This is a genomic window from Novosphingobium sp. KN65.2, from assembly GCF_001368935.1.
GTDB lineage: Bacteria > Pseudomonadota > Alphaproteobacteria > Sphingomonadales > Sphingomonadaceae > Novosphingobium > Novosphingobium mathurense.
Genome location: NZ_CCBH010000146.1, coordinates 64,375 through 86,153 on the forward strand (window position 1 = coordinate 64,375; position 21,779 = coordinate 86,153).

Annotated in this window: 26 protein-coding genes; 10 read left to right on the forward strand and 16 right to left on the reverse strand. The window is 61.9% G+C overall.

Annotated features, from left to right (window positions below; genetic code table 11):
• Window positions 1–157: 157 nt before the first annotated feature.
• Both SPHV1_RS10405 and SPHV1_RS24430 read right to left on the reverse strand, forming a co-directional pair.
• Window positions 158–673 (reverse strand): hypothetical protein, encoded by a 516-nt coding sequence (locus SPHV1_RS10405; RefSeq protein ID WP_054945966.1) that lies wholly within the window; start codon window positions 671–673, stop codon window positions 158–160.
• Between the two features lie 42 nt (window positions 674–715).
• On the reverse strand, window positions 716–907 hold the full coding sequence (locus tag SPHV1_RS24430) for an AlpA family transcriptional regulator (RefSeq protein ID WP_087910441.1): 192 nt from the start codon (window positions 905–907) through the stop codon (window positions 716–718).
• A 434-nt stretch (window positions 908–1,341) separates the two neighbouring features.
• Between SPHV1_RS24430 and SPHV1_RS10410 the strand changes: the two genes are divergently transcribed.
• Entirely contained in the window at window positions 1,342–1,689 is a 348-nt protein-coding gene (locus SPHV1_RS10410; protein WP_231634619.1) for a hypothetical protein, read from the forward strand.
• A gap of 154 nt (window positions 1,690–1,843) precedes the next feature.
• Here SPHV1_RS10410 and SPHV1_RS10415 read toward each other — a convergent pair whose 3' ends face one another.
• The 5 genes from SPHV1_RS10415 to SPHV1_RS10435 form a co-directional block, all read right to left on the reverse strand.
• A complete protein-coding gene (locus SPHV1_RS10415) occupies window positions 1,844–2,524 on the reverse strand; it encodes a nucleotidyl transferase AbiEii/AbiGii toxin family protein (RefSeq protein ID WP_255352270.1) in 681 nt (226 codons plus the stop codon).
• Window positions 2,525–2,528: 4 nt separating this feature from the next.
• Window positions 2,529–2,792, reverse strand: coding sequence for a hypothetical protein (locus tag SPHV1_RS10420; protein WP_054945967.1), 264 nt, complete (start codon window positions 2,790–2,792; stop codon window positions 2,529–2,531).
• Between the two features lie 201 nt (window positions 2,793–2,993).
• Complete coding sequence (locus tag SPHV1_RS10425; protein ID WP_054945968.1) at window positions 2,994–3,728, reverse strand: thermonuclease family protein; 735 nt, start codon at window positions 3,726–3,728, stop codon at window positions 2,994–2,996.
• A 453-nt stretch (window positions 3,729–4,181) separates the two neighbouring features.
• Window positions 4,182–4,604: a DoxX family protein gene (locus SPHV1_RS10430; protein ID WP_054945969.1), complete on the reverse strand. Its 423-nt coding sequence runs from the start codon at window positions 4,602–4,604 to the stop codon at window positions 4,182–4,184.
• Window positions 4,605–4,763: 159 nt separating this feature from the next.
• Window positions 4,764–5,540 (reverse strand): energy transducer TonB, encoded by a 777-nt coding sequence (locus tag SPHV1_RS10435; protein WP_054946027.1) that lies wholly within the window; start codon window positions 5,538–5,540, stop codon window positions 4,764–4,766.
• A 192-nt stretch (window positions 5,541–5,732) separates the two neighbouring features.
• On the opposite strand from SPHV1_RS10435, the gene SPHV1_RS10440 reads away from it, so the two are divergent.
• Window positions 5,733–6,002, forward strand: a complete 270-nt coding sequence (locus SPHV1_RS10440; protein WP_007013501.1) for a GlsB/YeaQ/YmgE family stress response membrane protein — start codon at window positions 5,733–5,735, stop codon at window positions 6,000–6,002.
• Window positions 6,003–6,245: 243 nt separating this feature from the next.
• The gene (locus SPHV1_RS10445; protein ID WP_054945970.1) at window positions 6,246–6,848 is read left to right on the forward strand and encodes a superoxide dismutase; all 603 of its coding nucleotides are present in this window, start codon (window positions 6,246–6,248) and stop codon (window positions 6,846–6,848) included.
• 127 nt (window positions 6,849–6,975) lie between these two features.
• Here the strand turns inward: SPHV1_RS10445 and SPHV1_RS10450 are convergent, their stop codons facing one another.
• Together SPHV1_RS10450 and SPHV1_RS24980 are read right to left on the reverse strand one after the other, a co-directional pair.
• Window positions 6,976–7,524, reverse strand: a complete 549-nt coding sequence (locus SPHV1_RS10450) for a sigma-70 family RNA polymerase sigma factor (RefSeq protein WP_054945971.1) — start codon at window positions 7,522–7,524, stop codon at window positions 6,976–6,978.
• Window positions 7,517–7,702: a NepR family anti-sigma factor gene (locus SPHV1_RS24980; protein WP_139383950.1), complete on the reverse strand. Its 186-nt coding sequence runs from the start codon at window positions 7,700–7,702 to the stop codon at window positions 7,517–7,519. The genes SPHV1_RS10450 and SPHV1_RS24980 overlap by 8 nt, the downstream gene beginning before the upstream one ends.
• 247 nt (window positions 7,703–7,949) lie before the next feature.
• On the opposite strand from SPHV1_RS24980, the gene SPHV1_RS10455 reads away from it, so the two are divergent.
• Window positions 7,950–9,614, forward strand: coding sequence for a CHASE domain-containing protein (locus SPHV1_RS10455; protein WP_054945972.1), 1,665 nt, complete (start codon window positions 7,950–7,952; stop codon window positions 9,612–9,614).
• 102 nt (window positions 9,615–9,716) lie between these two features.
• Here the strand turns inward: SPHV1_RS10455 and SPHV1_RS10460 are convergent, their stop codons facing one another.
• A complete protein-coding gene (locus SPHV1_RS10460) occupies window positions 9,717–10,511 on the reverse strand; it encodes a response regulator (protein WP_054945973.1) in 795 nt (264 codons plus the stop codon).
• Window positions 10,512–10,985: 474 nt separating this feature from the next.
• On the opposite strand from SPHV1_RS10460, the gene SPHV1_RS10465 reads away from it, so the two are divergent.
• Genes SPHV1_RS10465 through SPHV1_RS10475 form a run of 3 tightly spaced genes read left to right on the forward strand, consistent with a single transcriptional unit; the run spans window position 10,986 to window position 12,373 of the window.
• The gene (locus SPHV1_RS10465) at window positions 10,986–11,636 is read left to right on the forward strand and encodes a sigma-70 family RNA polymerase sigma factor (RefSeq protein WP_054945974.1); all 651 of its coding nucleotides are present in this window, start codon (window positions 10,986–10,988) and stop codon (window positions 11,634–11,636) included.
• Window positions 11,611–12,069, forward strand: coding sequence for a response regulator (locus SPHV1_RS10470; RefSeq protein WP_082430957.1), 459 nt, complete (start codon window positions 11,611–11,613; stop codon window positions 12,067–12,069). Before SPHV1_RS10465 ends, SPHV1_RS10470 begins: the two co-directional genes overlap by 26 nt.
• 25 nt (window positions 12,070–12,094) lie before the next feature.
• Window positions 12,095–12,373, forward strand: coding sequence for a hypothetical protein (locus SPHV1_RS10475; RefSeq protein WP_054945975.1), 279 nt, complete (start codon window positions 12,095–12,097; stop codon window positions 12,371–12,373).
• 127 nt (window positions 12,374–12,500) lie between these two features.
• On the opposite strand, the gene SPHV1_RS10480 is transcribed toward SPHV1_RS10475, so the two are convergent.
• From SPHV1_RS10480 to SPHV1_RS10495, 4 genes are all read right to left on the reverse strand, one after another.
• On the reverse strand, window positions 12,501–12,977 hold the full coding sequence (locus SPHV1_RS10480; protein WP_231634621.1) for a pyridoxamine 5'-phosphate oxidase family protein: 477 nt from the start codon (window positions 12,975–12,977) through the stop codon (window positions 12,501–12,503).
• A 158-nt stretch (window positions 12,978–13,135) separates the two neighbouring features.
• On the reverse strand, window positions 13,136–13,618 hold the full coding sequence (locus SPHV1_RS10485; protein ID WP_054945976.1) for a hemerythrin domain-containing protein: 483 nt from the start codon (window positions 13,616–13,618) through the stop codon (window positions 13,136–13,138).
• A gap of 154 nt (window positions 13,619–13,772) precedes the next feature.
• Complete coding sequence (locus SPHV1_RS10490; RefSeq protein ID WP_054945977.1) at window positions 13,773–16,367, reverse strand: HWE histidine kinase domain-containing protein; 2,595 nt, start codon at window positions 16,365–16,367, stop codon at window positions 13,773–13,775.
• The gene (locus SPHV1_RS10495; RefSeq protein WP_231634622.1) at window positions 16,360–17,154 is read right to left on the reverse strand and encodes a biliverdin-producing heme oxygenase; all 795 of its coding nucleotides are present in this window, start codon (window positions 17,152–17,154) and stop codon (window positions 16,360–16,362) included. The genes SPHV1_RS10490 and SPHV1_RS10495 overlap by 8 nt, the downstream gene beginning before the upstream one ends.
• A gap of 43 nt (window positions 17,155–17,197) precedes the next feature.
• Between SPHV1_RS10495 and SPHV1_RS10500 the strand changes: the two genes are divergently transcribed.
• The 3 genes from SPHV1_RS10500 (at window position 17,198) to SPHV1_RS10510 (ending at window position 19,175) form a co-directional block, all read left to right on the forward strand.
• Entirely contained in the window at window positions 17,198–17,923 is a 726-nt protein-coding gene (locus SPHV1_RS10500; protein WP_054946031.1) for a Crp/Fnr family transcriptional regulator, read from the forward strand.
• 128 nt (window positions 17,924–18,051) lie between these two features.
• A complete protein-coding gene (locus SPHV1_RS10505) occupies window positions 18,052–18,408 on the forward strand; it encodes a putative quinol monooxygenase (protein ID WP_054945978.1) in 357 nt (118 codons plus the stop codon).
• A complete protein-coding gene (locus SPHV1_RS10510) occupies window positions 18,408–19,175 on the forward strand; it encodes an SDR family oxidoreductase (protein WP_054945979.1) in 768 nt (255 codons plus the stop codon). Before SPHV1_RS10505 ends, SPHV1_RS10510 begins: the two co-directional genes overlap by 1 nt.
• Before the next feature lie 7 nt (window positions 19,176–19,182).
• On the opposite strand, the gene SPHV1_RS10515 is transcribed toward SPHV1_RS10510, so the two are convergent.
• Together SPHV1_RS10515 and SPHV1_RS10520 are read right to left on the reverse strand one after the other, a co-directional pair.
• A complete protein-coding gene (locus tag SPHV1_RS10515) occupies window positions 19,183–19,995 on the reverse strand; it encodes a ThuA domain-containing protein (RefSeq protein ID WP_054945980.1) in 813 nt (270 codons plus the stop codon).
• Window positions 19,996–20,351: 356 nt separating this feature from the next.
• On the reverse strand, window positions 20,352–21,776 hold the full coding sequence (locus SPHV1_RS10520) for an efflux transporter outer membrane subunit (RefSeq protein ID WP_054945981.1): 1,425 nt from the start codon (window positions 21,774–21,776) through the stop codon (window positions 20,352–20,354).
• Window positions 21,777–21,779: the final 3 nt, after the last annotated feature.

Consider the following 21,779-nt stretch of genomic DNA (forward strand, 5'->3'; position numbering starts at 1 on the left):
AATTGTGAGGGTCTGAACGCCTCGTTTCAGCGAGCGCGCTATCCGCGCGCTCAAGAAGCCGCAGAATTCCTTGATGCACGCGTGCGTGGGGTGTGTATGAAAATTACGGGTCCGATACGAAGTATCGTGGCCCTTTCCTTCTCCAGTCTTTCTCCGGTCAGTTGGCATGGGCGTCTTGCTCCATGCTTGCCGTTAGAGGCGTCGCAGACAGAATCAGATTGCGGGCGACATTATCGTCGAAGTAGCGATCTCGGGACTGGCGCGAAGGCAATTGGCGCTCCGCCATATCAGGTCGCGTAAACCAGCGGAGCAGGGTCAGGTCGATCGCTGATCGAACCTCATCTGCAAGCTCATTGGTCTCTTCTGGCGTGAGGTCTAGCCAACCGAATTCGGTGCGAAGCTGGCTGCCAAGCGGATACCCGGTGCCGTCCCGGCTCCTGTAGATCGGGCCCTCGACAGTGAGGCAACAACCTTGCCCATCAAACCGCTCGCGGACAGGGCGTTCGTACCAGAGCCAGGGCTGCAATGTGTGGCGACGGGCGCGCCCATCGGCGTTGTCTTCGACGAGCAATTTGATGAGCTGGGCCGCGCGATCTTCTTCGTCAATCGGAAGGCTGGCGATCAGCCAGCCATGCTTCTGCAGGGCTGCGTTGATCAGGGAAAGGATAGACATGGAGGATGGGCTTTCTGCGGGCCATTGCCCGCTTTGGAGGGGTCAATAGCTGCGCAGGGGGAGGGCCTCGATCCACTCCTCGATGTCAGTGGAACGCCAGCGGATGCGTCCGCCACCAATGTCGATGGGATGAGGAAAGGCACCCCGGCGGATGCGTCGCCAGATCGTTGTCCGGCTGCGAATGCCAGTCAGGCGCATGACCTCATGGCAGGTGAGTAGTTCAGTATTCGGCACGACAGATTCCTTTGCTTCAAGGTTCTGTCACCGGAGCCGTGTTCCCCCACGACGATGGGTTGTCCTTCAAATTGCCGTTGCGAACCGTGCGATAAGACGTTCAACTCAGCGCCACCAAGCTTCGGTGACACCAGCAACGCTATGCGAATCGCAATGATGTAGGAAAGAACAAAAATAGAACAAATGCCGTTCCGCATCGGCGGGTGGACAATGTTGGATCGCTATGGACAGTCCGGGACTGAAAGAATTTTTCCTGCTGGTGTCTGCTCCGGGCCAATGCAGGACCGATTCTACGGTTCTGGTGCAGCGGGAGACCGGTTTTCGCGCGAATCGCAGCTTGAGCCGATATGACAAGCAAACGCGCTTTCGCTTTGCACGTTGATGCGGACATGCAAAGAAAACGCGAAAATCTTTACACGTTAGCGGAATAGCGGATGCAGCAACTTGGGCCGGACAATGCCATCTGGGATGATGGCGAATGGATCAGCTGGGATGAGATCAATGAGCAAATCCAGTACAAGGAATGGCGGGCAAAATATCCCAATGCCGATCTGTCGCTGGTCTCGATATTCGAGGACCTGATCTGCACCGCAGAGCAGTATCACATGCACACGGGCAAGCACCTGCAGGTGTATGGCGATATCGGAGAACTCTACGGGGCGATCACGCACGGCATCAAGTTGCACCGCAACTACGCTCAAGGATCTGACGGACGGCTCGGCAATGACCTGGTCGAGGTTAAACAATCACGCCTTTCAAGAGCAATGACCGCGTCACGCTGAACCTCAAACGGAACTTCAGCATGGTCTTTCTGGTCAAGATCACATCTGACTTCGAGGTGCGCGGGAAGCTCATTCCACGCAAGGCCTTGCCCCGTGTGAAGGGTGACAAATTGGTTCTTGAATGGGCGGATATTGGAGCTGGGCGAGGGGAGCCCTAGGCGCCTAGGGTTGCACGCAACAGCTGCACTGTAATCGCCTGCGCTTCCTCGACCAGATGGCCGTTATGGTCGCGGTACATGAGTTGCTTGATGATTAAGCTAGCGAACTCAGGCTTCATATTCTCCGCAGCTCGAAGTGCATTCGTACATCGATCAACTCCACATTCGCGGAGGGCATTGATCACGTAGTCCTGACCCAGCTTTTCGTTGGTGGCCGCGATATCGAACATATCGCGTGGCTGCATCAATGCACCGCGATAGTAGACCTTCTTTGCGACTATCTCTGCCGGAGTTTCCTGCCGGATTGTTCGCCCCCTTAGCTCACTGACCTGTGATGGCTCTGGCGTAATGTCGGCACAGCAAATGAAGTCGATTTCGCCAATGTCCTCGAAGATCAGTTTGAGTGAACCTGCGCCGTCTGTCTCGTAGGTGTCCGGCATTCGTTCGAGTTCAAACCCCTGCGTCTCGGGATTGAGGTAAGGGAGGAATTGGGGATCGGAAATGAAAAGGTCGATGTCATGGCTCTCGCGATGATCGATCTGGAGCATCAATGCCGTCCCACCTCCGAACGACCAATCTGGCTCGCGGCCTACGGCTTCGGTGGTTCGCGCGATGATGTCGGATGCCAAATCAAACAAAAGCGGCCATTGGCTCGGCTGCTGTCGAGGCGAGATCACTTTCTCAGGCTGCCAGAGGCAGCGAGTACCCAGCCATCTTGGAAAACTGGCTGGCGACAGCTTTCGCCATATCCTCATTGACCTTCATTTCAGCCATGAAGGCTTTCTGGGCCGCTGGTGTCACCTCTGAGAAAAAAGCGAAGACGCTTGCGTCACACGTTGCCGCACTCGATGGATCAGCGATAAGCGCAGCGAGTTGATGAGCGGAATGGTTCGCCCCATAGGGGGCGTTCACCGTTGCCAGAACCTGTGCAGTTAGGTTGCTCATCTTAAACCTGCGGAATCGATCTCAAGGTGAGAATATACGCTTCATGCGTTAGCAAAACAAGAATGTTCGAACATAGCAAGAACGCAGAGGGCCAATACGCGATTTATCCCGCATTTTTCAAAAATTACGTTTTGCGGGATAAAAGCCCCTCGGTTGCAGACGCGCTCGGACATCGCTGCGATCCCTTAGAGCTCACTCCAGTCATCCATTCAAATTGCGCGAGTGACGGCACCTCGGAAAATTCGAGCATCCAAGGAAACTCCCGAAACGTCCGGTCTTCTCAACCAACTGACCATCGCAGCCTTTCATCGGACACGAGATTGCTGCCTCAGGGGCGTCGAAGAGAGGCGCTTGGGGAGCAGGCTTTGGTTTCGCCCGACGAGCCCTGTAGCGCTGCTTCTTGAATTCCCAGGGGTGAACGTTGTCGTCATTCGCCCAGATGCCGCGTCGATTTCGCTGAGCATCGTCAAGCGCCTCGAAGTAGCTTTCATCGGGTCCATAGCGATCGAGCACCCATGCCCATCCATTGAGGATCATTTCCAATTCGATGTTGCGGTGAGATGGAGCAGTCAGTCCCCGAAAGAATTGTCCGAGCTGGGAAGCCGGGTCGTTAGCCTCACTGCTCTGATCCATCTGCAAGTAAGGCACAGCTACGATCCGCTTGTGTCGATCTACGATGCCGCCAGTGTCCATCTTCATGAGAATGGCCAGATCGACATGCTTTCCGCCAATGAGCGATTGAAGGAAGTCACGCGCTTCGATGCCGCCAGGCTGCTCCATCTCCGGAGCATCGATGAACCCCAGCCTGATTGTCACTTCAAGGCTTGCTCCTCGTCGGGGGTTGTCGATACGGGTTAGGAAGCCATCGCCGTCAAAGACCTTGAGGACAGGCACCCGAATGGTTTCGGAACCGGGATCTTCGGGTGCGATAAGCAAACGTCAATTCTCCTCCTCGATGCGGCGAGCAGCATTGTAGCAGAGTTCTTTATCGTTTCACTTAGCATCCCATTTTCGGAGCTGGTCGCCACCGCCCCAAATACATCGCTTTGGAGTCGGTCGGCCATGCAAATTTGCTGGAAATCAGACGCGTTCTGCGTTAAAAGACACCTATTGAAATCATTAGACTTTTTCGAGGATGGGACCCAAATCCTCTGGTAAAAATGCAATCTGGGGGCACCGACGGGGGCCTCAATTAAGTAACCAAGGTCAAGATTCTCGCAGTTTTGCGACATTCTGAGAGCGGTTCGAGTCCTCTTCTGGGCACCATTTCCCTGAGAAATCATTGAGTAGCGTGAGCGGGCTTCGGCCCGCTCTTCGCTTTTGCGTGGGCATGAAAAAGGCGCCGGCCACTTGGACCGGCGCCTTCTGGAACCCGAATTCGGGCTTGTCTTACTTGCGGGCGTCGAGGCTCAGGCGGCCGCCGCCCAGGGCAGCGACGTTGAGGAGGCCGCCGGCGATGGCGATGTTCTTGAAGAAGTTCAGGAACTGCATCTGGTCGCCCAGCTGGTTGTGGAAGATCAGCGCGGTCACGACCGAGAATACGGCCAGGAGCAGCGCCACGGCGCGGGTGCGGTAGCCGACGATCAGGGCGATGCTGCCGACGACTTCGACAAGGATCGCGCCGACCAGGCCAAGCGTCGGGAAGGGCAGGCCGACCGAGGCGATGTAGCCGATCGTGCCGGCAGGATCGGTGATCTTCGAAATGCCGGCCAGGATGAAGATGACGGCGATGGCGATGCGGCCGACGAGGGCGAGGACATCGGTGCTGGAGGAAGCGGGGCGGGTAGCGGTTTCGATTGCATGTGCAGCCATGGGAATTCTCCGAGATTTTCGTAGCGAGCCCCTGTGGCTCGTTGTGAGCCCGTATTTATGGTGAAACGGATGTCCGAAGAATTGGGATAAAACCGATCCAGATGTTCGGCTTTTTCGAATATCGTGGCAGCCACCAAGACTATTCGAACCGGGCGCGGTTCAGTCGGAGACGTCGGACCAGCCGTGGATCTCGGTCATGACGAAAGGCACGGGGTTGCCCATCTTATCCCGTGCGGGCCTGAACCGGAAGCGTTCGGTGATGGTGCGGCAGGTGTGGTCGTCGAGTTCGGGTCGTCCGCTCGATAGGAGAATGCGGCACTGGCTGGCGCGGCCATCCACGCCGATGCGGTAGCGCAAGGTCAGCTCGGCCCCCTCGCGCGATTTCCTGAGGTCTCGCGGGAGGTCGGCGAAGTGGAGCTTGCCGCTGATCTGCCGGGGAAGCTGTGCCGGACGACGATAGCCGTCGCCGCTGCCATATCCCTCTCCCGCGGTTCCACTCCCCGATCCCGTGCCGCTGCCGCCCGCGCCTTGGCCGGGGCCGCTGCTATTCGATGCACCCGTGTTTGCGGTGTTGCCGCTGTCGGGCTGGGTCGCGGTAACGGTCGGGAGCGGCTCTGCAAGAGGTGGCCTGCGCGATTGCGCGGACACCATGGGGCTGGCCTTCCCGCCGTGATCGGGCGGTGAAGCTGAGCCCTCGGCCATCTGTGCAGGGGTGGGGACAGGCGTGGGGACAGGCGTGGGCGAGGGGCTGGGCATTTTCGCGGGCCTGGGCCGCTCTGGCAGTTCGCGGGTCGGGAGTACGGTTTGTAGCGCGGCAGGCAAGGAGGGCAGGGGCAGCCTGACGGCAAGGCCGGTCACGAGCGCTGCCAACCCTCCGGCCACGATCGCGGCAGAGGCCAGTGCGGCGACCGTTTGCTCTCGTCGCGGCGCGTGCATGGAAGCCTTCCTGATCTGCTCCTTCACCTGGGGGAACGAGGCAGCCCCCCAAAGAGTTTCGTTTTCCGGTACGGCAACCATGACAGTCGCGCCTTCAAGTTGTCGATGCGATGAACCGTTGTTGACTGTCAGGAACCAAGCGCTTCTCGGTCCGTTGAACAAGTCAATCAGGCAATTATCGGAGACGGAAAAATGACCTTGATCCTTATTCTACTTGTCGGCGGTGTAATTGGCTGGCTGGCAAGCATTCTCATGCGCACCGATGCGCAGCAGGGCATTCTGCTCAATATTGTCGTCGGTATTATCGGTTCGCTGATCGCTGGCTTCATCATTACGCCGTTGATCGGCGGAGCGCCGATCACCAGTGGCTCGTTCGATCTTCTTTCACTCTTTGTTTCGTTCCTGGGTGCGGTCGTTCTCCTGGCGATCGTCAACCTCTTCCGTCGCGGTTCGGTCCGCTAAGAAGCAGTCCTTTACGAAGAGCGGCGCGCTCCGGGATCGGCCCGGGGCGCGCCGGCGCGTTTGTCCGGCCATCGGCACGTAAAGTCCGAAAAGTTCGGCGGAAAAGTGAAAATGTCACCATTTCCTGCTTGAATTACAGGGCTTGAGACCAGACATAACCCTGCGATTCCATCGGCGTCCCCGGCCTCTGTCCGCGTGGGTGTCTTCACCAAGCAATCGAAAACCGGAACAGGAAAAATTGCCATGACCATTGCCCTCATGCCGCTGCCTTACGCACAGGATGCGCTCGAGCCGCACATCTCAGCCAAGACTCTCGAGATTCATCATGGCGCCCACCACAAGACTTACGTCGACAAGCTCAATGCCGCCATCGAGGGCACCGACAATGCCGGCAAGTCGGTTGAAGAGATCACCAAGTCGGCTTCGGGCCCGCTCTTCAACAATGCCGCCCAGGTCTACAACCATGGCTTCTACTGGCACTCGCTGAGCCCCGAGAAGACCGAGCCAAGCGAAAGCCTCGCTGCCGCCATCAAGAACGACTTCGGTTCGATGGACGCACTGCTCGAGGCGCTGACCAACGAAGCGGTCAACCACTTCGCTTCGGGCTGGGCATGGCTGGTCGTCGACGGCGGCAAGCTCAAGGTCATCTCGACCCATGACGCTGCGACCGCGATCACCTCGGACGTGAACCCGCTGCTCACCATCGACGTGTGGGAGCACGCCTACTACATCGACCAGATGAACAAGCGCCCGGCTTACGTGAAGGCGGTGCTTGAGAACCTCATCAACTGGAAGTTCGCGTCGGACAACTTCGATCGCGGCACGGCCTGGGCCTACCCGGCCTGAGGCCGGTCATCGCACCTGCTGCGCCCTGTGCGGCAGGCGCGATGCCAGCACGAAAAGAAGAAAGCCACCCTCGCCGGGGGTGGCTTTCTTTTTGTCTGCAAGCGACGGGTCGGGCATCGCCCGGCGATCAGCCGGATCGACGGGCCCGGGGTTCGGCGGTCATCTCCGGCTCGCCATCGAGCATGCGTGCCAGATCCGCGCGCGCGCGCGCGACGCGGCTTTTCATCGTGCCGATCGGGCAGCCCGCAATCTCGGCAGCTTCTTCGTAGCTGAAGCCCGAGGCACCGATCAGCAGTACGGCTTCGCGCCGTTCGGGGGCAAGCTTTTGCAGGGCGTCTTCCATGTCCGAAAGATGCAGGGGGGCTTCCTGGTCGGCATCCATCACCAGCATGCGCTCTGCCGCCCCTTCGTCGAGGTCGGTGCTTCGTTTGGAGCGGCGCAGTTCCGAGAGGTAGTGATTGCGCAGGATCGCGAAGGTCCAGGCGCGCATGTTCGTGCCGGGCGTATAGCGTTCGCGGGCCGTCCATGCCTTGATCGCCGCTTCCTGCACAAGGTCGTCGGCAAAGTCCGGCCGCCCGGAAAGGCCGCGGGCGAAAGCGCGAAGGTGGGGAAGGACGGAAAGCAATTCCAGGCGGAACGCTTCGTCGGCGGCGGTGTGCTCTGTCCGGTCAGGCATCGCCGCCGCCGTCGAGCTTCTTGAGGAGATCCTTGAAGCTGTCCGGAAGCGGTTCGTCCACCACGGAGTTATAAAGCTTCCTCAGCCCACCCGCCCATCCGGGTTCATCCCCCCGTCCGGAAGCCGGCGGCATCGCGGGAATTGCTCCCGGTTCGCCTTTACCTTTGGGCTGATTCAACACTAACTCCTTTACACTGTGACTTTTGGCGGAATTGTGCGGGGCCGGTCAAGGCCGAGGTCGCTGTCGCGATCGGCCTGTCCCGGACCGACACCAAATGGCGCCGAAGTCTGCGCAATTTACTTCGTCACCAGTGGAACCATTGACGGCGCGTGTGGTTCCCCCGAATGAGACAGAGTCGAATTAGTGTTGCGGGATAGCGCGTCGGGTCGCGTTGACGCGTTTTCAAAGGGCCGGGAATTGCGGGGTGATTGACCAGGCTTTGCTGGACAGGGTGAAGAAGCAGGCGTGGTTTCACAAGTTTCCGCGTGGCTGGCCTTTCCTGCTGTTCCTGATTGCCAGCATCACCACTGCCGTGTCCGTCATGGCGATAGAACGGGCCGATCGGCTGACCCGGCAGGTCGAACTCGACCGCAACCTGACGGAGATATCGTCGGCCCTGCAGCGCCGCGTAACCGAGAACATGGCGCTGCTGCGCGCCGGAGCCGCGCTTTTCGCGTCGCAGGATCAGGTTGACCCCGAACAGTTCAAGGAATTTGCCGAGGACCTGCAAGGCAACGGCAGCCTTTATGGCTCGCTGGGCATGGGCTGGGCGCCGCTCGTCCAGGTCGACAACCTGGCTTATCTCGAGGTCGCCCAGCAGGACAAGGGACGGCTGGACTTCATGGTCCGCCCGCGTCCGCAACCGGGGCAGGAGTATTCCACCCCGATCGTCTACCTCGAACCGATGTCGCGCGTGAACCGTACTGCGATCGCCTTCGACATGTTCTCCGATCCGGTTCGCAGGGCCGCGATGGAGAAGGCGATAAAGCTGGGTAAGCCGGTAGCCTCGGGCAAGGTCCATCTTGTGCAGGACAAGGGCGATCCCGATGCCGCGGGCTTCCTGATCTACATGCCGGTGATCATCAAGCAGCGGCAAGGCCGCGGCGTGAAAGGCTTCGTCTACAGTCCGTTCCGGGCCGATACCTTTCTGTCTTCCGCCAGCGAACTTTACCGCAACGATCGCATCGAAGTGGCGATCTACGATGACCATGTGGCACCGGAAACCCTGCTGGCCGACAGGCGGGCCGAAGGTACGAGCGGGCCGACGATGGAACGGCGCATCGATGTCGGCAGCCATTCGTGGGTGGTGCAGGTCAGCGACAAGCAGGCGGGCCTGCTCTCGCCGCTGTCACGCATAACCCTGTTTTTCGGTGCATTGGCTTCGCTGATGGTCATGGCGATCGGCCGCTTCATCACCAAGCGCGCGGCAGAGGACCGCCGGGTGCTCGAATGGCTGACCAGCCAGGCATCGATCCGCGATTCCCTGACGCGCGAGCTCAACCACCGGGTGAAGAACACGCTGGCAAACGTATTGTCGATTGCGGCGCTCACCCGCCGCCGCTCGAGCGACATCGACGATTTCACCGAGAGCCTGACGGCGCGGATACGCGCGCTTTCGGCCACGCATGACCTGCTTTCCCGTTCGGACTGGAGCAACGCCGCGCTGGAGGACATCGTGCGCTCCGAACTCGCCCCCTACATGGAAGGCAACGAGAACCACGTCGAATTGGCCGGGCCGGACATCAAGCTGGCCCCGAACGATGCCATGTCGCTGGGGCTGGCGATCCACGAACTGGCGACCAACGCGGCCAAGTACGGCGCACTGAGCACGCCGAACGGGCGCATCCACATCGACTGGAAGCTGATCTCGCCCCAGCTCGTGGAGCTGTTCTGGCGCGAGGAGGGCGGTCCCTCGGTCGAAGCGCCGACCAAGCGTGGCTTCGGTCGCGACCTGATCGAGAAGATCGTGGCCCACGAGCTCAAGTCCCAAGTGGATCTCAAGTTCAACCCGGGCGGCGTCGAATGCACGCTCAAGGTTCCGGTGCGTGCGTCACGCGAATTCGCCCTGCGCTCCCAGCAGCAGGGCTGATCCGAGGCGGGCGGCGCCGTTCAACGCACTCCATGCAAAAGAAAACCCCTCCTGCGATGAGGAGGGGTTGTTCTTGTCGTCCTTACGTTTTGGCGGCGGGCGTCAGGCCAGCGGCTTGCTTGAGCCGAAGAAGAGGGCCTGGCTGATCGCAGCGCGCACGGTCGCTTCCTGGAAAGGCTTGGTGACCAGATAGGTCGGTTCGGGTCTTTCGCCGGTCAGCAGGCGCTCGGGGTAGGCGGTAATGAAGATCACCGGCACATCGGCGAACTTGAGCAGATCCTCGACCGCTTCGATGCCCGAGCTGCCGTCCGCGAGCTGGATGTCGGCGAGGACTAGACCGGCCGGATGACGTTCGAAGATATCGACGGCCTGGGAATGGGTGGCTGCGGTTCCGACAACCTTGTGGCCCAGTTCGGACACGAGACCCTCGAGTTGCATCGAGATGAGCGGTTCGTCTTCGATGATCAGGACTTCGGTGGCGCTTTCGGCATCGATTTCGGCGATCGCCTGGTCGACGAGGACGTCCACGTCGACGGGGGTGACGCCCAGGATGCTGGCAGTATCATCGCGCGAGAAATCCTCGACCGTCGTCAGCAGCAGCGCCTGGCGGTGCGTCGGCGCGATGCGGGCGAGGCGGGTGTGGGCCGCCTGCTCGTGGCGTTCCCCGCTGCCGCCAAGCCCCTGGTCCTCGACGTGTCCGGTCGACCAGATGCGGGTGAAGGCACCATAGAGGGCAGCGCGGCTTGCCGCGATTTCGTCGCGCAGGGCATTGTCGGCCAGTGCGGCTTCCAGTGTCGCGCGTACGTAAGTGTCGCCTGACTGCTGCGACCCGGTCAGCGCACGTGCATAGCGGCGCAGGTAGGGAAGGTTGGTGGCAATCTGGTCTGAGACGGACATTCGCATACCTCGGCAATGGGAAACTCTTTCCCGTGTGGTGCAAGAATAGATCTTTGACGCCTTCTTGACTGGTTCAAAGGTCTGACGGGGCAGGCCGACAAGGGCAACCGGAAAATTTTTTTCGATTTGAGTCGTTTTCGGGAACTCTTTCCATTTCTCCACGTTTGCGCAGTATCACCACTGGCTCCCCACCTCCCCCCGCAACCCGGTGGTGACCCGATCCCGGAGGCCTTCGTTCACCACAGCGTGAACGGAGGCCTCAAAGTTTTCAAAGCATGGTTGTTCCCGGCAAGGCGCGAAAAATTTTTCGCGCCTTACTTTTTTGCAAGCGTGGCTTACGGCGACAATATGATTTTTCTTCAGTTACTTGCCGGAGGAAATCTCGTCACTTGCATGCCTCGCAGTCCATTCCCGGGAACTTTCGCGCTCCGGCTGACGTTGGTTTGCTGAGAGACAACGATGGAGGGTCAAGTAATGTCAGAAGCAGCCCAGGCAGGGAACATTCCCGAGCAAGAGACTGCCACGGCACTCAACGACCGTGATTTCAAACGTGCCCTGGCCGAAGTTGCGCCGCACCTGCGTGCCTTCGCACGCGGTCTGTGCGGATGCCGTGACCGGGCCGACGATCTGGCGCAGGAAGCGATGCTGCGGGCCTGGGCGGCCCGTGACCGCTATGCCGCAGGTACGAATTTCAAGGCCTGGATCTTCACGATCCTGCGCAATCATTTCTACAGCGAAGCGCGTCGCGCTCGTTTCCATGGCGAATATGACGAAGTGGCGGCCGAACGCATCCTTCGCGCCCCGGCTACGCAGGAAAGCTCCATCGAACTGGCCGATGTCTTGCGCGCCTTGACTGCCATTCCCGAAACCTATCGCGAAGCACTGATCCTGGTTGCTGCCGGCAACCTTTCCTACGAGGAAATCGCCGGGATCTGCGACATCGCCCTGGGTACGGTGAAGAGCCGCATCTGCCGCGCTCGCGCCATGCTCGCCAATGTCATCGAATCCGGCCAGCTTCCGGATGCGCGTCACGATTTCGTGCTGAAGGGCAATGCCATCGACGCGTTCTTCGAAGAACTGGTCAAGATCGCGAACGCGGATGACGTTGAAAGTCTCGCTGCCTGAAGAGGAATGCCAGACCGTGGGCGCCAAGATATCAGATTGTGCCAAGATCCTGATCGTCGAGGATGAATTCCTGCTCGCCTTGCAGTTGGAAGACATTCTCGCCGACGGTGGGTACGCGGTGCTTGGGACAGTTCCCGATACCGCGTCGCTCGCAAAGTTGGGTGAGGCGCCGGACATTGCGCTGGTCGACCTCAACTTGCGTGACGGTTTGACGGGGCCGGCGATCGCCCGCGACCTGGCCGGACGCTACGGTGCCCGAGTCATCTATGTCACTGCCAACCCTGCACAGATCGACATGCCGGCCGACACCGCCGTAGGTGTCGTCCAGAAGCCTTTCTCGCGGCAGAGCATCCTGGCAGCCATCACCTATGCACTGGCCGGATGCCCGGAAACCGGGCGGCCGCGCGAACTCGAACCCTTGCGTCAGGTCTGATCCGGCCTGCCGGAAAGGGGCGGGGATGAGCGAATTCTGGCTTCAGGTCCTGCAATACTATGGCGCCGCCGCGGGTACGTTGGCGGCGCTCATCGTTTCGCTCAATCTGGGCCGCAAATGGACCGGAGCGGGCTTCGTGATCTTTGTGACGAGTTCGATCACGCTGATCGCATGGGGCTTCCTCGATGGCGATGCGGCCGGGATCGGCACCCAGAACCTCGTCCTCTTCGTGATCAACTGTATCGGGGTCTGGCGCTACCTGCTCTCCGGTCGGACCGGTCGCGCCGAGCAGGCAGATAACTGAGGTTTCGCAGCGGCTGGCCCTTGGCGTGATCGGTCGCTCGCGGAGGTGGGGGCGGTCTCGTCGGACCCAAAGCAAGGGGCGCGGGAAGCGCATGTTCCCGCGCGCCCCTTGATGGCGGTGTGCCTGATCAGACCGCGCCAACTACGTGATCGCCGGCCGTCGCCGGATCGATGGGGCGGCCGGTGAGCAGGTTGAATGCGCCCTTGACGCCGATATGCGCCGTCCAGACTTCCGCGTCATCGATATCGAAGCGCAGCATGACGACGTTGGGGTCGTCCTTGCCGTTGGGGAACCAGGCTTCGGTCGCGTGGCTCCAGTGCTTGGTGCGCACGGCCGCGTCCGTTTCCTCCACGAGCGTGCCGGAAAGCGAAGCGAAGACATCGTGGCGCAGCGTCGCGACCTGCCCCATGGCCTTGCCGCCCCGGGCAATGCGGTTGCCGCGCTTGGCGAAGAACCAGATTGCGTGATGGGCTTCCTTGTCCAGCTGCGCCGTCATCGGCTCGGCGTGACCGGCGGCCTCGTTCAGCCGCATCATGACCACGGGGCTCGAATGGAAGGCGTTCCAGAACGTCTTGCGGATTTCCCGATCCATCTGCTTTTCCATGTCACCTCTCCTCGGATTATGTCGATTCAACGCGTCGGGGCCGCTTGCGTTCCCGCATCGCGCAAAGGGCCCTCCCGACGCGGCTGGCAGCGGGAGAGCCCTTTTCTGGCCTGCATTAATGGACGCGTGCAGCAGGCATGCGATACGGCATCGAGCGTTTATTCGCGCTCGTCGCCGGGACCTTCCTTGGCGGCCATCTCCAGTTCCTTCGGCTTGCGCTTCTCGAAGATGGCCGCGATCTTCTTTTCTTCTTCTGCGGACAGGCCCTTGGCCGCCGCGGGGAACATGTCCTCCTCTTCCTCGTCGATATGATGGAGGTAGCGGTGGCGCATGTCCTTGAATTTGGTCAGCCAGGCGCCCGAACTCATGTCTGTGTCCACGAGTTCGGCAAGGAAGTCATCGATTTCCTTGTGTTCGGAAACCGAGTGGCGGGCTTCGTCGCGCAAGTCGGGATCGGCCAGCATCGTCGCGTAGAGCGATTCCTCCTCGGCGGCGGCATGGGCCTGCAGTTCCAGGCGCAGCTTCTCGAACAGGTCGCGGCGTTCCTCGGAATCGCCCTGCGTTTCGGCCAGCTGTTCGAGCATCTTGCGATGACGGTCGTGGTCGGCCTTGAGGTCCAGGAATATGCGTGCGTCTGCCATGGATCAGTCCTTGCATCTGTTTGGTGCATGTTTGGCGCAGCATTTCTGCGCTTGCCTGAACTGAAAACGACCGAAGCCCCGGAGATGTTCCTTTGTGAAGCGGGGGCGGCGGGCAGCGGACGCGAAAACGCTGCATTTCGCCGATTGCCCCAGATCAGTTCCTTCCGGCCTCTTCCCTGCTGGCCGTGCGGCCCTGCAGCAGCCGGGCGATCGCAGAGCGGACTTCGCGCTCGCCGTAAGGCTTGGTGACCACCGGGACGCCCCTGAACGCGCCGGTCTGCAGCGAGCGTTCGCCGTAGCCGGAAGCGAAGATGAAAGGCACGCCGCGGTCCTGCAGCGCATCGGCGACGGGCTCACTGGTGTCCTTGCCCAGGTTGATATCGAGCATGGCGAAAGCGATCTTCACGTCCTCGATTGTCTCGAGCGCAGCCGATACCGAACCGGCGATCCGGCAGTCGGTAAAGCCGAAAGAGCGCAGCACGTCCTCGGCTTCCATGGCGATGATGACGTTGTCTTCGACGATCAGGGCCGTGCCGGTCATGAGATGTCCTGCCATGTCGGTGGCCGCAGGCGGCTCTCCTTGCACTTCGCGATGCGCGGCTGAAGGCGTTGCGAAATTCGAGACGTGATCGGCGGGAATCAGGAACATCGCGCGCAGGCCATCTTCGGGATAGGCCACCGAGGCGGAGCCGCCCAGTTCGTGGGGAATGGTTCGCTCGATGATCGTCGAGCCGAAGCCGCGCCGCGTCGGCTCGGTAACCGGCGGACCGCCGCTTTCGCGCCAGTCGATCTCGAGCGAACCGTCATCGCCGTGGCTGAGCACGATGTTCACGGTGCCCGACGAATCCGACAGTGCCCCGTACTTGCACGAATTGGTCATCAGCTCGTGGACGACGAGGGCAAGCGTAGTGAATGCACCGGGAGCGATGAGCGCATCGGGGCCGTCGATGACGACCCGGTCGGCACTGTTCGAGGCATAGGCCGCGGTCTCGGTGCGGATCAGTTCGTAGATCGAGGACGGCGACCAGTCGGTCATCGTCACCTGGTCGTGGGCGCGGGCGAGGGCGTGGATGCGGCTGCCGACGATCTCGGCAAACTCGTCGATCGAGCTTGCGCCTTCCTTGCTCTGCGAGACGAGGCCGCGGATCAGGTTGAGGATATTGCGCACGCGGTGGTTGAGCTCGGCGATCAGCATGTCCTGCTGCTGGCTTGCCTGCTCGCGCTCGATGTTGGCGGCGTCGGCAAGGCGCAGGACGACTTCGAGCAGGGTGATGCGCAGCGATTCCGCGGCGGAGGTTTCTTCCGAGGTCCAGGGACGGGAATAACCGCGGCGTTCCTCCTTCCATATCTCGAAGCTCTTGCGCGGGGTCAGGCGCGCGCCATTGGGACCGAACTCGACCGCCTTCTCCGGATTGCCGGCCCAATTGACCTGCCGCAGCTGCTCCTTGCGGAAGAGCACGATGTAGTCGCGCGGGGTGCGCGATACCGGAAGGGCCAGAAGGCCCGCAGCCTTGTCTGCCCATGCACGGGCAGGCTCGAAGATGGCGGTAATGTTGTCCGTCGACCAGACCGTGCTGGCCCCGGCGGTGTTGAGGAAGCGGGCCAGTTCGGTGAACTCGGCCTTGTCGGGCGCATCGCCGTAGGCGATGAACTGGCCGTCGACGTAGCCGATGACGCCATCGAAATCGATGACCCGGCCGATCGACTCGGTGAACTCGCCGAAGGCTTCGAGCAGGGTCCCGCCGCCAGCCACGCGCGACATGATCTCGTCATGCAGGCGCATCGAATCGGCGCGCTTTTCCAGCGCGAAGTCGGTTTCCTTCTGGTCGAGCAGATAGGCGAAGAATTCGCCGAAAAGCTCGCTGGCGGTGCGCACCGAGTAGGACAGCACCAGTGGCGAGTAGTGATGGCAGGCCATCAGGCCCCACAGCTTGCCCCGGCGCATGATCGACACCGACATGGACGCTTTTACGCCCATGTTGCGCAAGTACTCGATGTGAATGGGCGAGACTGCGCGCAGGCCCGACATAGACAGGTCGAGCGGATCGCCGTTGGGACCGCAGGCGGGGTGGATCGGCACCGTCTGATCGTCGACGTCGCTGATGATCCGCAGCATGTTGCGCGCGTAGAGGCGCCGGGCCTGGGCGGGAATGTCCGAAGCGGGGAAGTGCAGTCCCTTGAAGCTGTCGACCATGCCGTTGAGGCTTTCAGCAACCACTTCGCCAGCGCCGTCGGCTTCGAAGCGATAGACCATGACGCGGTCGAAACCGGTCAGCCCGCGCAAGTGCCGGGCGGCGCTGGCGCACAGCTGTTCGATCGTGGCGGAATTGCGCAGGCGATCGATCATCGGGCGCACATAGCTGACGAAGTCGCGGCGGCGGCCGCCTTCGTGCGGCTCGATCTCGAGGATGTAGGAGCGTCCGGACTGGTGGATGGCAGTGTCGAACAGCCGACCGTCGCCCAGCAGGTCGACTTCGAAGATGCGCTCTACCGCATTGCTGCCGCTCAGGATCTGCAGTCGCGTGCGGATGTCGTGCAGCGCGCTGCCGGACAGGAAGTCCTTGGCCATGAGGCCGATGAGATCGCGCGGATGCCTGCCAAACAGCTCTTCGCAATTGAGCGAGGCATGGTTGATGATCCAGTCGCTGGAGAACGACAGGAGCCAACCGAAGCTCTGGATTCGGCCGATTACGTGAATGGGTTCCAGGTCACAGGTGGTAAGGTCCACCCGATGTGTGTCGTCAGCCATCAGCCCCCGTTTCTGTGGTCTTTTTTCGGCCTGCACTGACGGCGAACGCGCTGGCGAATGATGAAAAGGCGGCGAGCGCGGCGGCCGTGACGGCCTTGCGTTCGCCTTGATCGAATGTCCGGCCTTTCAGCCAGGGCATCAGTGTCTTCCAGACGGCATGGCCACTCTCGTCATCCATGTACCTGCCCGGAGTGTCCGAAGTGGATTGCTCGCCCCAGTAACCCTGCCTGCGCAGGACCGCCATGCCGAGCCGCGAACCGGCAACGACATAGCCCACGCCGACTTGCGCCGACGGGCCCTGGAGCGCCGGATCGACCGCCAGCTGCGGCAGTTCGTCCGGATCGTCGCCGAGCGACCTGAGATCTTCGCTCAGCATCAGCGGGTAATCCGGGCAATCCATGCCCAGCTGGTTCTCCACGAAGTTGCGGAAGACCGGGAAGAGGGGCCCCAAACCTATCGCATGGGCGCTGAGAAACCGGGTCAGCCCGTCCTTGTCGGAAAGGTCCAGCGAGCCGAAAGCACCGTCCAGCTGTGCATGGGCCTGCGCGGTCGCAGCACGCAATTCCGCCAGCATATCAGGCACTTCAACGTTATTCATGGCGGCGTGCATAGCGGACTCGACTTTCGGGACGAAGACCTCCGCAGGGATTGGGCCCACCCGTTCGGTGTGGTTAAAATCGTCAGACTGCGAAATGTTCCTGCGTAACTCTCTAACAGCATCTTCATGCCCCGTCTGTTCACTATCGCACGCTTCGCGCGGGAACATTGCCTGTCCGTCGGTGTTCACACTTGCGAGCCTGCTGCAAGGTGCCTGCGACGGACGGGAGACGATGACGGCTACTATCACACATGGGGGCAGCAACCTGCTTTCCGCCCTGCGACCCGAGGATCGCGAGCTGCTCGATTCCCATCTCGAAGCATGCAGTTTCGACTCCGGCCACGTTATCTACGATCCGGGCGACAATGTGGAATTCTGCTACTTTCCTCTCGGCTCGGCGTTGTGCTCCTATTTCGTCGAGCTGGATTGCGGCATTGCGGTCGAAACTGTGCTGATCGGCCGGGAAGGGGCACTGGGCGGTGTCGTCAGCGCCGGGAGCCTGCCATCCTACGCCCGGGCCAACGTCCTGCACGGCGGACGCTTTCTGCGCCTGGACTTGCGGGCTCTCGACCGGCTCAAGCGGGAATCCGGTGCGATTGGGAATCTTTTCGCCCGTTACGCCGATTGCCTGATGGCGCAGGTCTTCCAGTCGATCGCCTGCAATGCCGTCCACACCATAGAGCATCGCGCGGCGAAGTGGCTTTCGGCGGCGGTGGAGCGGACCGGCAGTCACGACGTAACGATGACCCAGGAACAACTCGCCTCGATGATGGGGATCGGCCGCAGCTATGCGAGCCGGGTGCTCCAGCGCTTCAAGCGCGATGGCCTGCTGCGTACGCGGCGCGGGGGGATCGAGGTGCTCGATCGCGAAGCGCTCGTCGCGCGCGCCTGCACCTGCAACGAGCAGGTTTCCGGACATTTCGGCAAGGTCCTCTCCGGCGTCTATCCCGAACACTGATCGCCGCGCCGCGGTCGCGGTCAGCTGCGCCTTTTGACAGTGCGCCTTCCCGTTCCGCTTGCCCTACGCTCCTGTCGAGGGCGCGTTTCTGCGCGCCCGCAGGACATATCGGGAAAGGGAGAGTTTCGATGCGTATCATCGTGGCCGGATGGCTTCGCTTCGACGGCGGAGACGTCTGCGCGCAAGTCGTGCGCGGTGGCGCGCAATTGATTGCCGAGAGCCGCAGCGAGCAGGGCTGCATCGCCTACAACTGGTCGGTCGATCCGCTTGAGGACGGACTGATGCACGTCTACGAGGAGTGGGAAAGCGAACGCGATCTCCTGCTCCATTTCAAGCACAGCTCCTATCTCGAGATGCGCAGGCACCTGGAATCGTTCCGGCTCAGCGCATTCGACATCAAGCTCTATTCGGTGGCCGGCACAGAGCCGGTCTATACCGAAACCGGTGAACCGCGTTCGACCCTGTTCGGCGTGAGCTTCGACTGATGGGCCGATTGCAGGACAAGGTAGCGCTGGTCACCGGGGGTGCGTCGGGCATCGGTGAAGCCATGGTTCGCCGGTTCGTTGCCGAAGGCGCGAGGGTCTGGCTCGCCGACCTCGACGATGAGGCGGGTGAGCGCATCGCCGGCGAAGCCGGAGCCACGTTCGTGCGCCTCGATGTCGCCAGCGAGGCAGGTTGGGGGGAAGCGATGGACCGCGTTCTGGGCCGCGACGGTCGGCTCGAAGTGCTGTGCAACAACGCCGGGATCGTCCTCAACAAGCCGATCGACCAGACCGACCTGACAGGATGGGAAAGGATCATGGCGGTCAACGTCACCGGGCCGATGCTGGGTTGCCGTGCCGCGATTGCGGCCATGCGCGGCCTGCCGGCAGGGCGTTGCGGATCGATCGTCAACACGGCCTCGACCACTTCGCTGCTCGGCCTGGCCTTCGATGCCGCCTATACGACGTCGAAACATGCCGTGGTCGGCCTTACCCGCTCGATCGCGGCCTGGTGCGCGCAGGAGAAGCTGCCGATCCGCTGCAATACGCTCCACCCGGGAACGACGCTGACCGCGATCCTTTCCGGCCACATTGCCGCTGCTCCCGAACTCAAGGACGTGTTCGACGGGATGTCCCCGATGGGGCGCATGGCAGACCCGGCCGAGATCGCAAACCTCGCCCTGTTCCTCGCTTCGGACGAGAGCAGTTATTGCACCGGGAGCATGTTCGTCGCCGATGGCGGCCTTACCGCCACGCACCCGGCGATGTAAGGCAGGCTCAGGCCCGCGCCTGTGGCGAGGCGACCCAGCGGATCGCATTCTCCACAAGGCGGCGATAGACCGGATTGTCGTAAGTCGTCCGGTCGTCGCCCGGCTGGAGATAGACGACCTGGCTGTTGCCTGACTTCAGTGTCCAGCCGATGAGATCGCTGCCCGGCTCGTGCTCCCAGCCCTGATTGTCGAACATGCGTCCCTCCATTGCGGCGGTCGCCGAGTGGAAGCCGTCGCGTTCGAACCGGTGATCGGCGCGCAGCAACGGGGTCACGGAATCGGTGAAGACTTCGGCAAGGTAGAGTTCGTCCTTCATCGCGAAGCTGGCGGGGATCCCGGCCATCACCGGATGCGCGGGCGCGGCAACATGCGCCGTGTACTCGACACCATGCCGATAGCCGGAATCGGGGCGAAGCTGCCCGCGAACCTCGCGCGAGCGGTAGAGGAAGGTTCCGCCCAGCGCTTCGGCATAGTCGGGAAAGGCAGGCCAACCGGCCAGCGAATGGTGCAGCGCGACGATGCCTTTGCCTTCGTCGAGCAGGGCGCGAAACCCATCGCGGAATGCCTGGCCGGGGTCGATGATGGCCGGGGCCTCGCTCGGCGCGTCGAAGTCCATGCCCGGCATGTCGTACAGCACAAGGGCGTCGTAGGGCGCCATGCCTTGCGGGTTCATCAGTTGCGCGGCGGCAGGCTGGTCGACCATGGTCGCCGCGATCCCCTCCATTTCCTGAAAGATCGCATCGAAGGCCGTGCGGTCGAAGGGGTGCCCACGCACGGCGACGAGGACCTGCAGCGGTGCGGAATAGCGGATTGTCGGCATCGGCACTCTCTCCTTCCGGTGTGGTCCGCGCTGTCCCGCGTGGATCTGCAAGACCCATGTCCTAGCGCTGCCGGCCACCTGGCCACACTGGCAAAAGTCGCAAGCGACCGAGTGCCGCCCAGGGGACTGGTCTTCGCTCCGGACTCGTGTTAGCCTTCAGCGTTCACCGGATAAAAAGTCCGGGAACTGGACGAAAACTCCGGGAGAGGAAGACATGACGCTATTGGATTCCATCGGGAATCGCGTTTGCATGGCAGGCAGCTGGCTCGGCGTTGCCTATATCCTGTACTGGCACCTGATGCGCTGACAGCTGCGGCACAAACCGCGACTTATCAGGCTTTCTCCGCCAGCATCCTTTACTTCAGACCGCCGCCAAGAGCGCGGTAAAGCTCTATGGCATTCGTGCTGCGTACCAGCTGCGTGGCAATCAGGGACCGCTCGGCCGCGTAGTAGCTGCGCTGCGAATCGAGAGTGGTCAGGAAATTGTCCACCCCCTTGCTGAAACGCGCCTGCGACAGGCGGCTGGCGACTTGCGCATTGTCGCGCAGGGAAACCTGCGCATCGAGCTGTTCGCCGATGGTGCCGCGCCGCGCGAGGGCGTCGGCGACTTCGCGAAACGCAGTCTGCACGCTTTTCTCGTACTGCGCGACCATCGCGTCGCGCGTCGCCTTGGCATAGCGCAGGTTGCCTGCATTCTTGCCGAAATCGAAGATCGGAAGACTGGCGGACGGTGCGACCGACCAGGTCTCGCTGCCGGACTTGAACAGGTTCGACAGCCCCAGACTCATCGTCCCCAGGGCGGCAGTGAGCGAGATGCGCGGGAAGAAGGCTGCGCGTGCCGCGCCGATGTTGGCATTGGCGCCGATCAGCTGATGTTCGGCAGCGGCGATGTCGGGTCTTTGCAGCAGGACGGTCGAAGGCACGTCGGCGGGCAGTTGTCCGATGGTCGCGCCATTGTCGGGCAGGGCTGCGGGCAGCATGGCCGGGTCGAGGCTCGTCCCGGCGAGCAGTTCCAGCGCATTGCGGTCCTGCGCCACTTGCGTTGTCAGCGCGGCAATGTCCGAGCGGGCCTGATCGCGGCTCGTGCGGGCCTGGCTTACTTCGAGCTGCGATGCGACGCCGGCCTTGAAGCGCGCTTCGGTCAGCGCGACGGTCTCGTCAAAGGCCTGCGCGGTCCTGGTCGAGAAGGCGAGGCTCTCGCTGTCTGCGGCAAGCGTCAGCCAGGCCGAAGCGACTTCGGCGACTAGGGCGACTTGCGCCGCATCGCGGTTCGCCTGCGCGGCGAAGAAGTCTTCCTGCGCGGCCTTCGTCAGATTGCGGACCCGGCCGAAGAGATCCAGCTCCCAGGCGGACACGCCGACCGAGGCCGAATACGTGTCCATCCGGCCTGCACCGCCGGCGTTCCCTTGCCCGCCTGACGCGAAGGGCGACTTCTGGTAGGTCGCGCTGCCGCTGGCGGTGATGCCGGGCAGGAGGCCGGCGCGCTGCACCTTGTAGAGCGCGCGGGCCTGCTCGACGTTCGCCACCGAGATGCGCAAGTCGCGGTTGTTGGCCAACGTCGTGCGGATCACTTCGCGCAGCCGTTCGTCGGTGAAGAAGTCTTCCCATCCCGTGCTCGCCAGATCCTGCGCAGAGCCCTGCAGTGCGGCGCTGTCGTAAGCCGCGCCGGAAGGGCTGTCGGCCGGAACCGGCAGGTCCGGGCGCACGTACTTGGGTGCCATGTTGCACCCGGCGAGAGCCAGGGCGCTGCAGAGCCAGAGCGATCGGGTAACGCGATTCATCGG

Coding starts and splice junctions, on each gene's coding strand:
- SPHV1_RS10435 (WP_054946027.1), bottom strand. CDS start 5,540: ATGCACGCGCCGCGACGAGAGCAAACGGTCGCCGCACTGGCCTCTGCC.
- SPHV1_RS10500 (WP_054946031.1), top strand. CDS start 17,198: ATGACGGCTACTATCACACATGGGGGCAGCAACCTGCTTTCCGCCCTG.
- SPHV1_RS10510 (WP_054945979.1), top strand. CDS start 18,408: ATGGGCCGATTGCAGGACAAGGTAGCGCTGGTCACCGGGGGTGCGTCG.
- SPHV1_RS10430 (WP_054945969.1), bottom strand. CDS start 4,604: ATGGCTGCACATGCAATCGAAACCGCTACCCGCCCCGCTTCCTCCAGC.
- SPHV1_RS10405 (WP_054945966.1), bottom strand. CDS start 673: ATGTCTATCCTTTCCCTGATCAACGCAGCCCTGCAGAAGCATGGCTGG.
- SPHV1_RS10410 (WP_231634619.1), top strand. CDS start 1,342: ATGCAGCAACTTGGGCCGGACAATGCCATCTGGGATGATGGCGAATGG.
- SPHV1_RS10445 (WP_054945970.1), top strand. CDS start 6,246: ATGACCATTGCCCTCATGCCGCTGCCTTACGCACAGGATGCGCTCGAG.
- SPHV1_RS10470 (WP_082430957.1), top strand. CDS start 11,611: ATGACGTTGAAAGTCTCGCTGCCTGAAGAGGAATGCCAGACCGTGGGC.
- SPHV1_RS10420 (WP_054945967.1), bottom strand. CDS start 2,792: ATGAGCAACCTAACTGCACAGGTTCTGGCAACGGTGAACGCCCCCTAT.
- SPHV1_RS10520 (WP_054945981.1), bottom strand. CDS start 21,776: ATGAATCGCGTTACCCGATCGCTCTGGCTCTGCAGCGCCCTGGCTCTC.
- SPHV1_RS10515 (WP_054945980.1), bottom strand. CDS start 19,995: ATGCCGACAATCCGCTATTCCGCACCGCTGCAGGTCCTCGTCGCCGTG.
- SPHV1_RS10465 (WP_054945974.1), top strand. CDS start 10,986: ATGTCAGAAGCAGCCCAGGCAGGGAACATTCCCGAGCAAGAGACTGCC.
- SPHV1_RS10440 (WP_007013501.1), top strand. CDS start 5,733: ATGACCTTGATCCTTATTCTACTTGTCGGCGGTGTAATTGGCTGGCTG.
- SPHV1_RS10475 (WP_054945975.1), top strand. CDS start 12,095: ATGAGCGAATTCTGGCTTCAGGTCCTGCAATACTATGGCGCCGCCGCG.
- SPHV1_RS10460 (WP_054945973.1), bottom strand. CDS start 10,511: ATGTCCGTCTCAGACCAGATTGCCACCAACCTTCCCTACCTGCGCCGC.
- SPHV1_RS10490 (WP_054945977.1), bottom strand. CDS start 16,367: ATGGCTGACGACACACATCGGGTGGACCTTACCACCTGTGACCTGGAA.
- SPHV1_RS10505 (WP_054945978.1), top strand. CDS start 18,052: ATGCGTATCATCGTGGCCGGATGGCTTCGCTTCGACGGCGGAGACGTC.
- SPHV1_RS10485 (WP_054945976.1), bottom strand. CDS start 13,618: ATGGCAGACGCACGCATATTCCTGGACCTCAAGGCCGACCACGACCGT.
- SPHV1_RS10480 (WP_231634621.1), bottom strand. CDS start 12,977: ATGGAAAAGCAGATGGATCGGGAAATCCGCAAGACGTTCTGGAACGCC.
- SPHV1_RS10450 (WP_054945971.1), bottom strand. CDS start 7,524: ATGCCTGACCGGACAGAGCACACCGCCGCCGACGAAGCGTTCCGCCTG.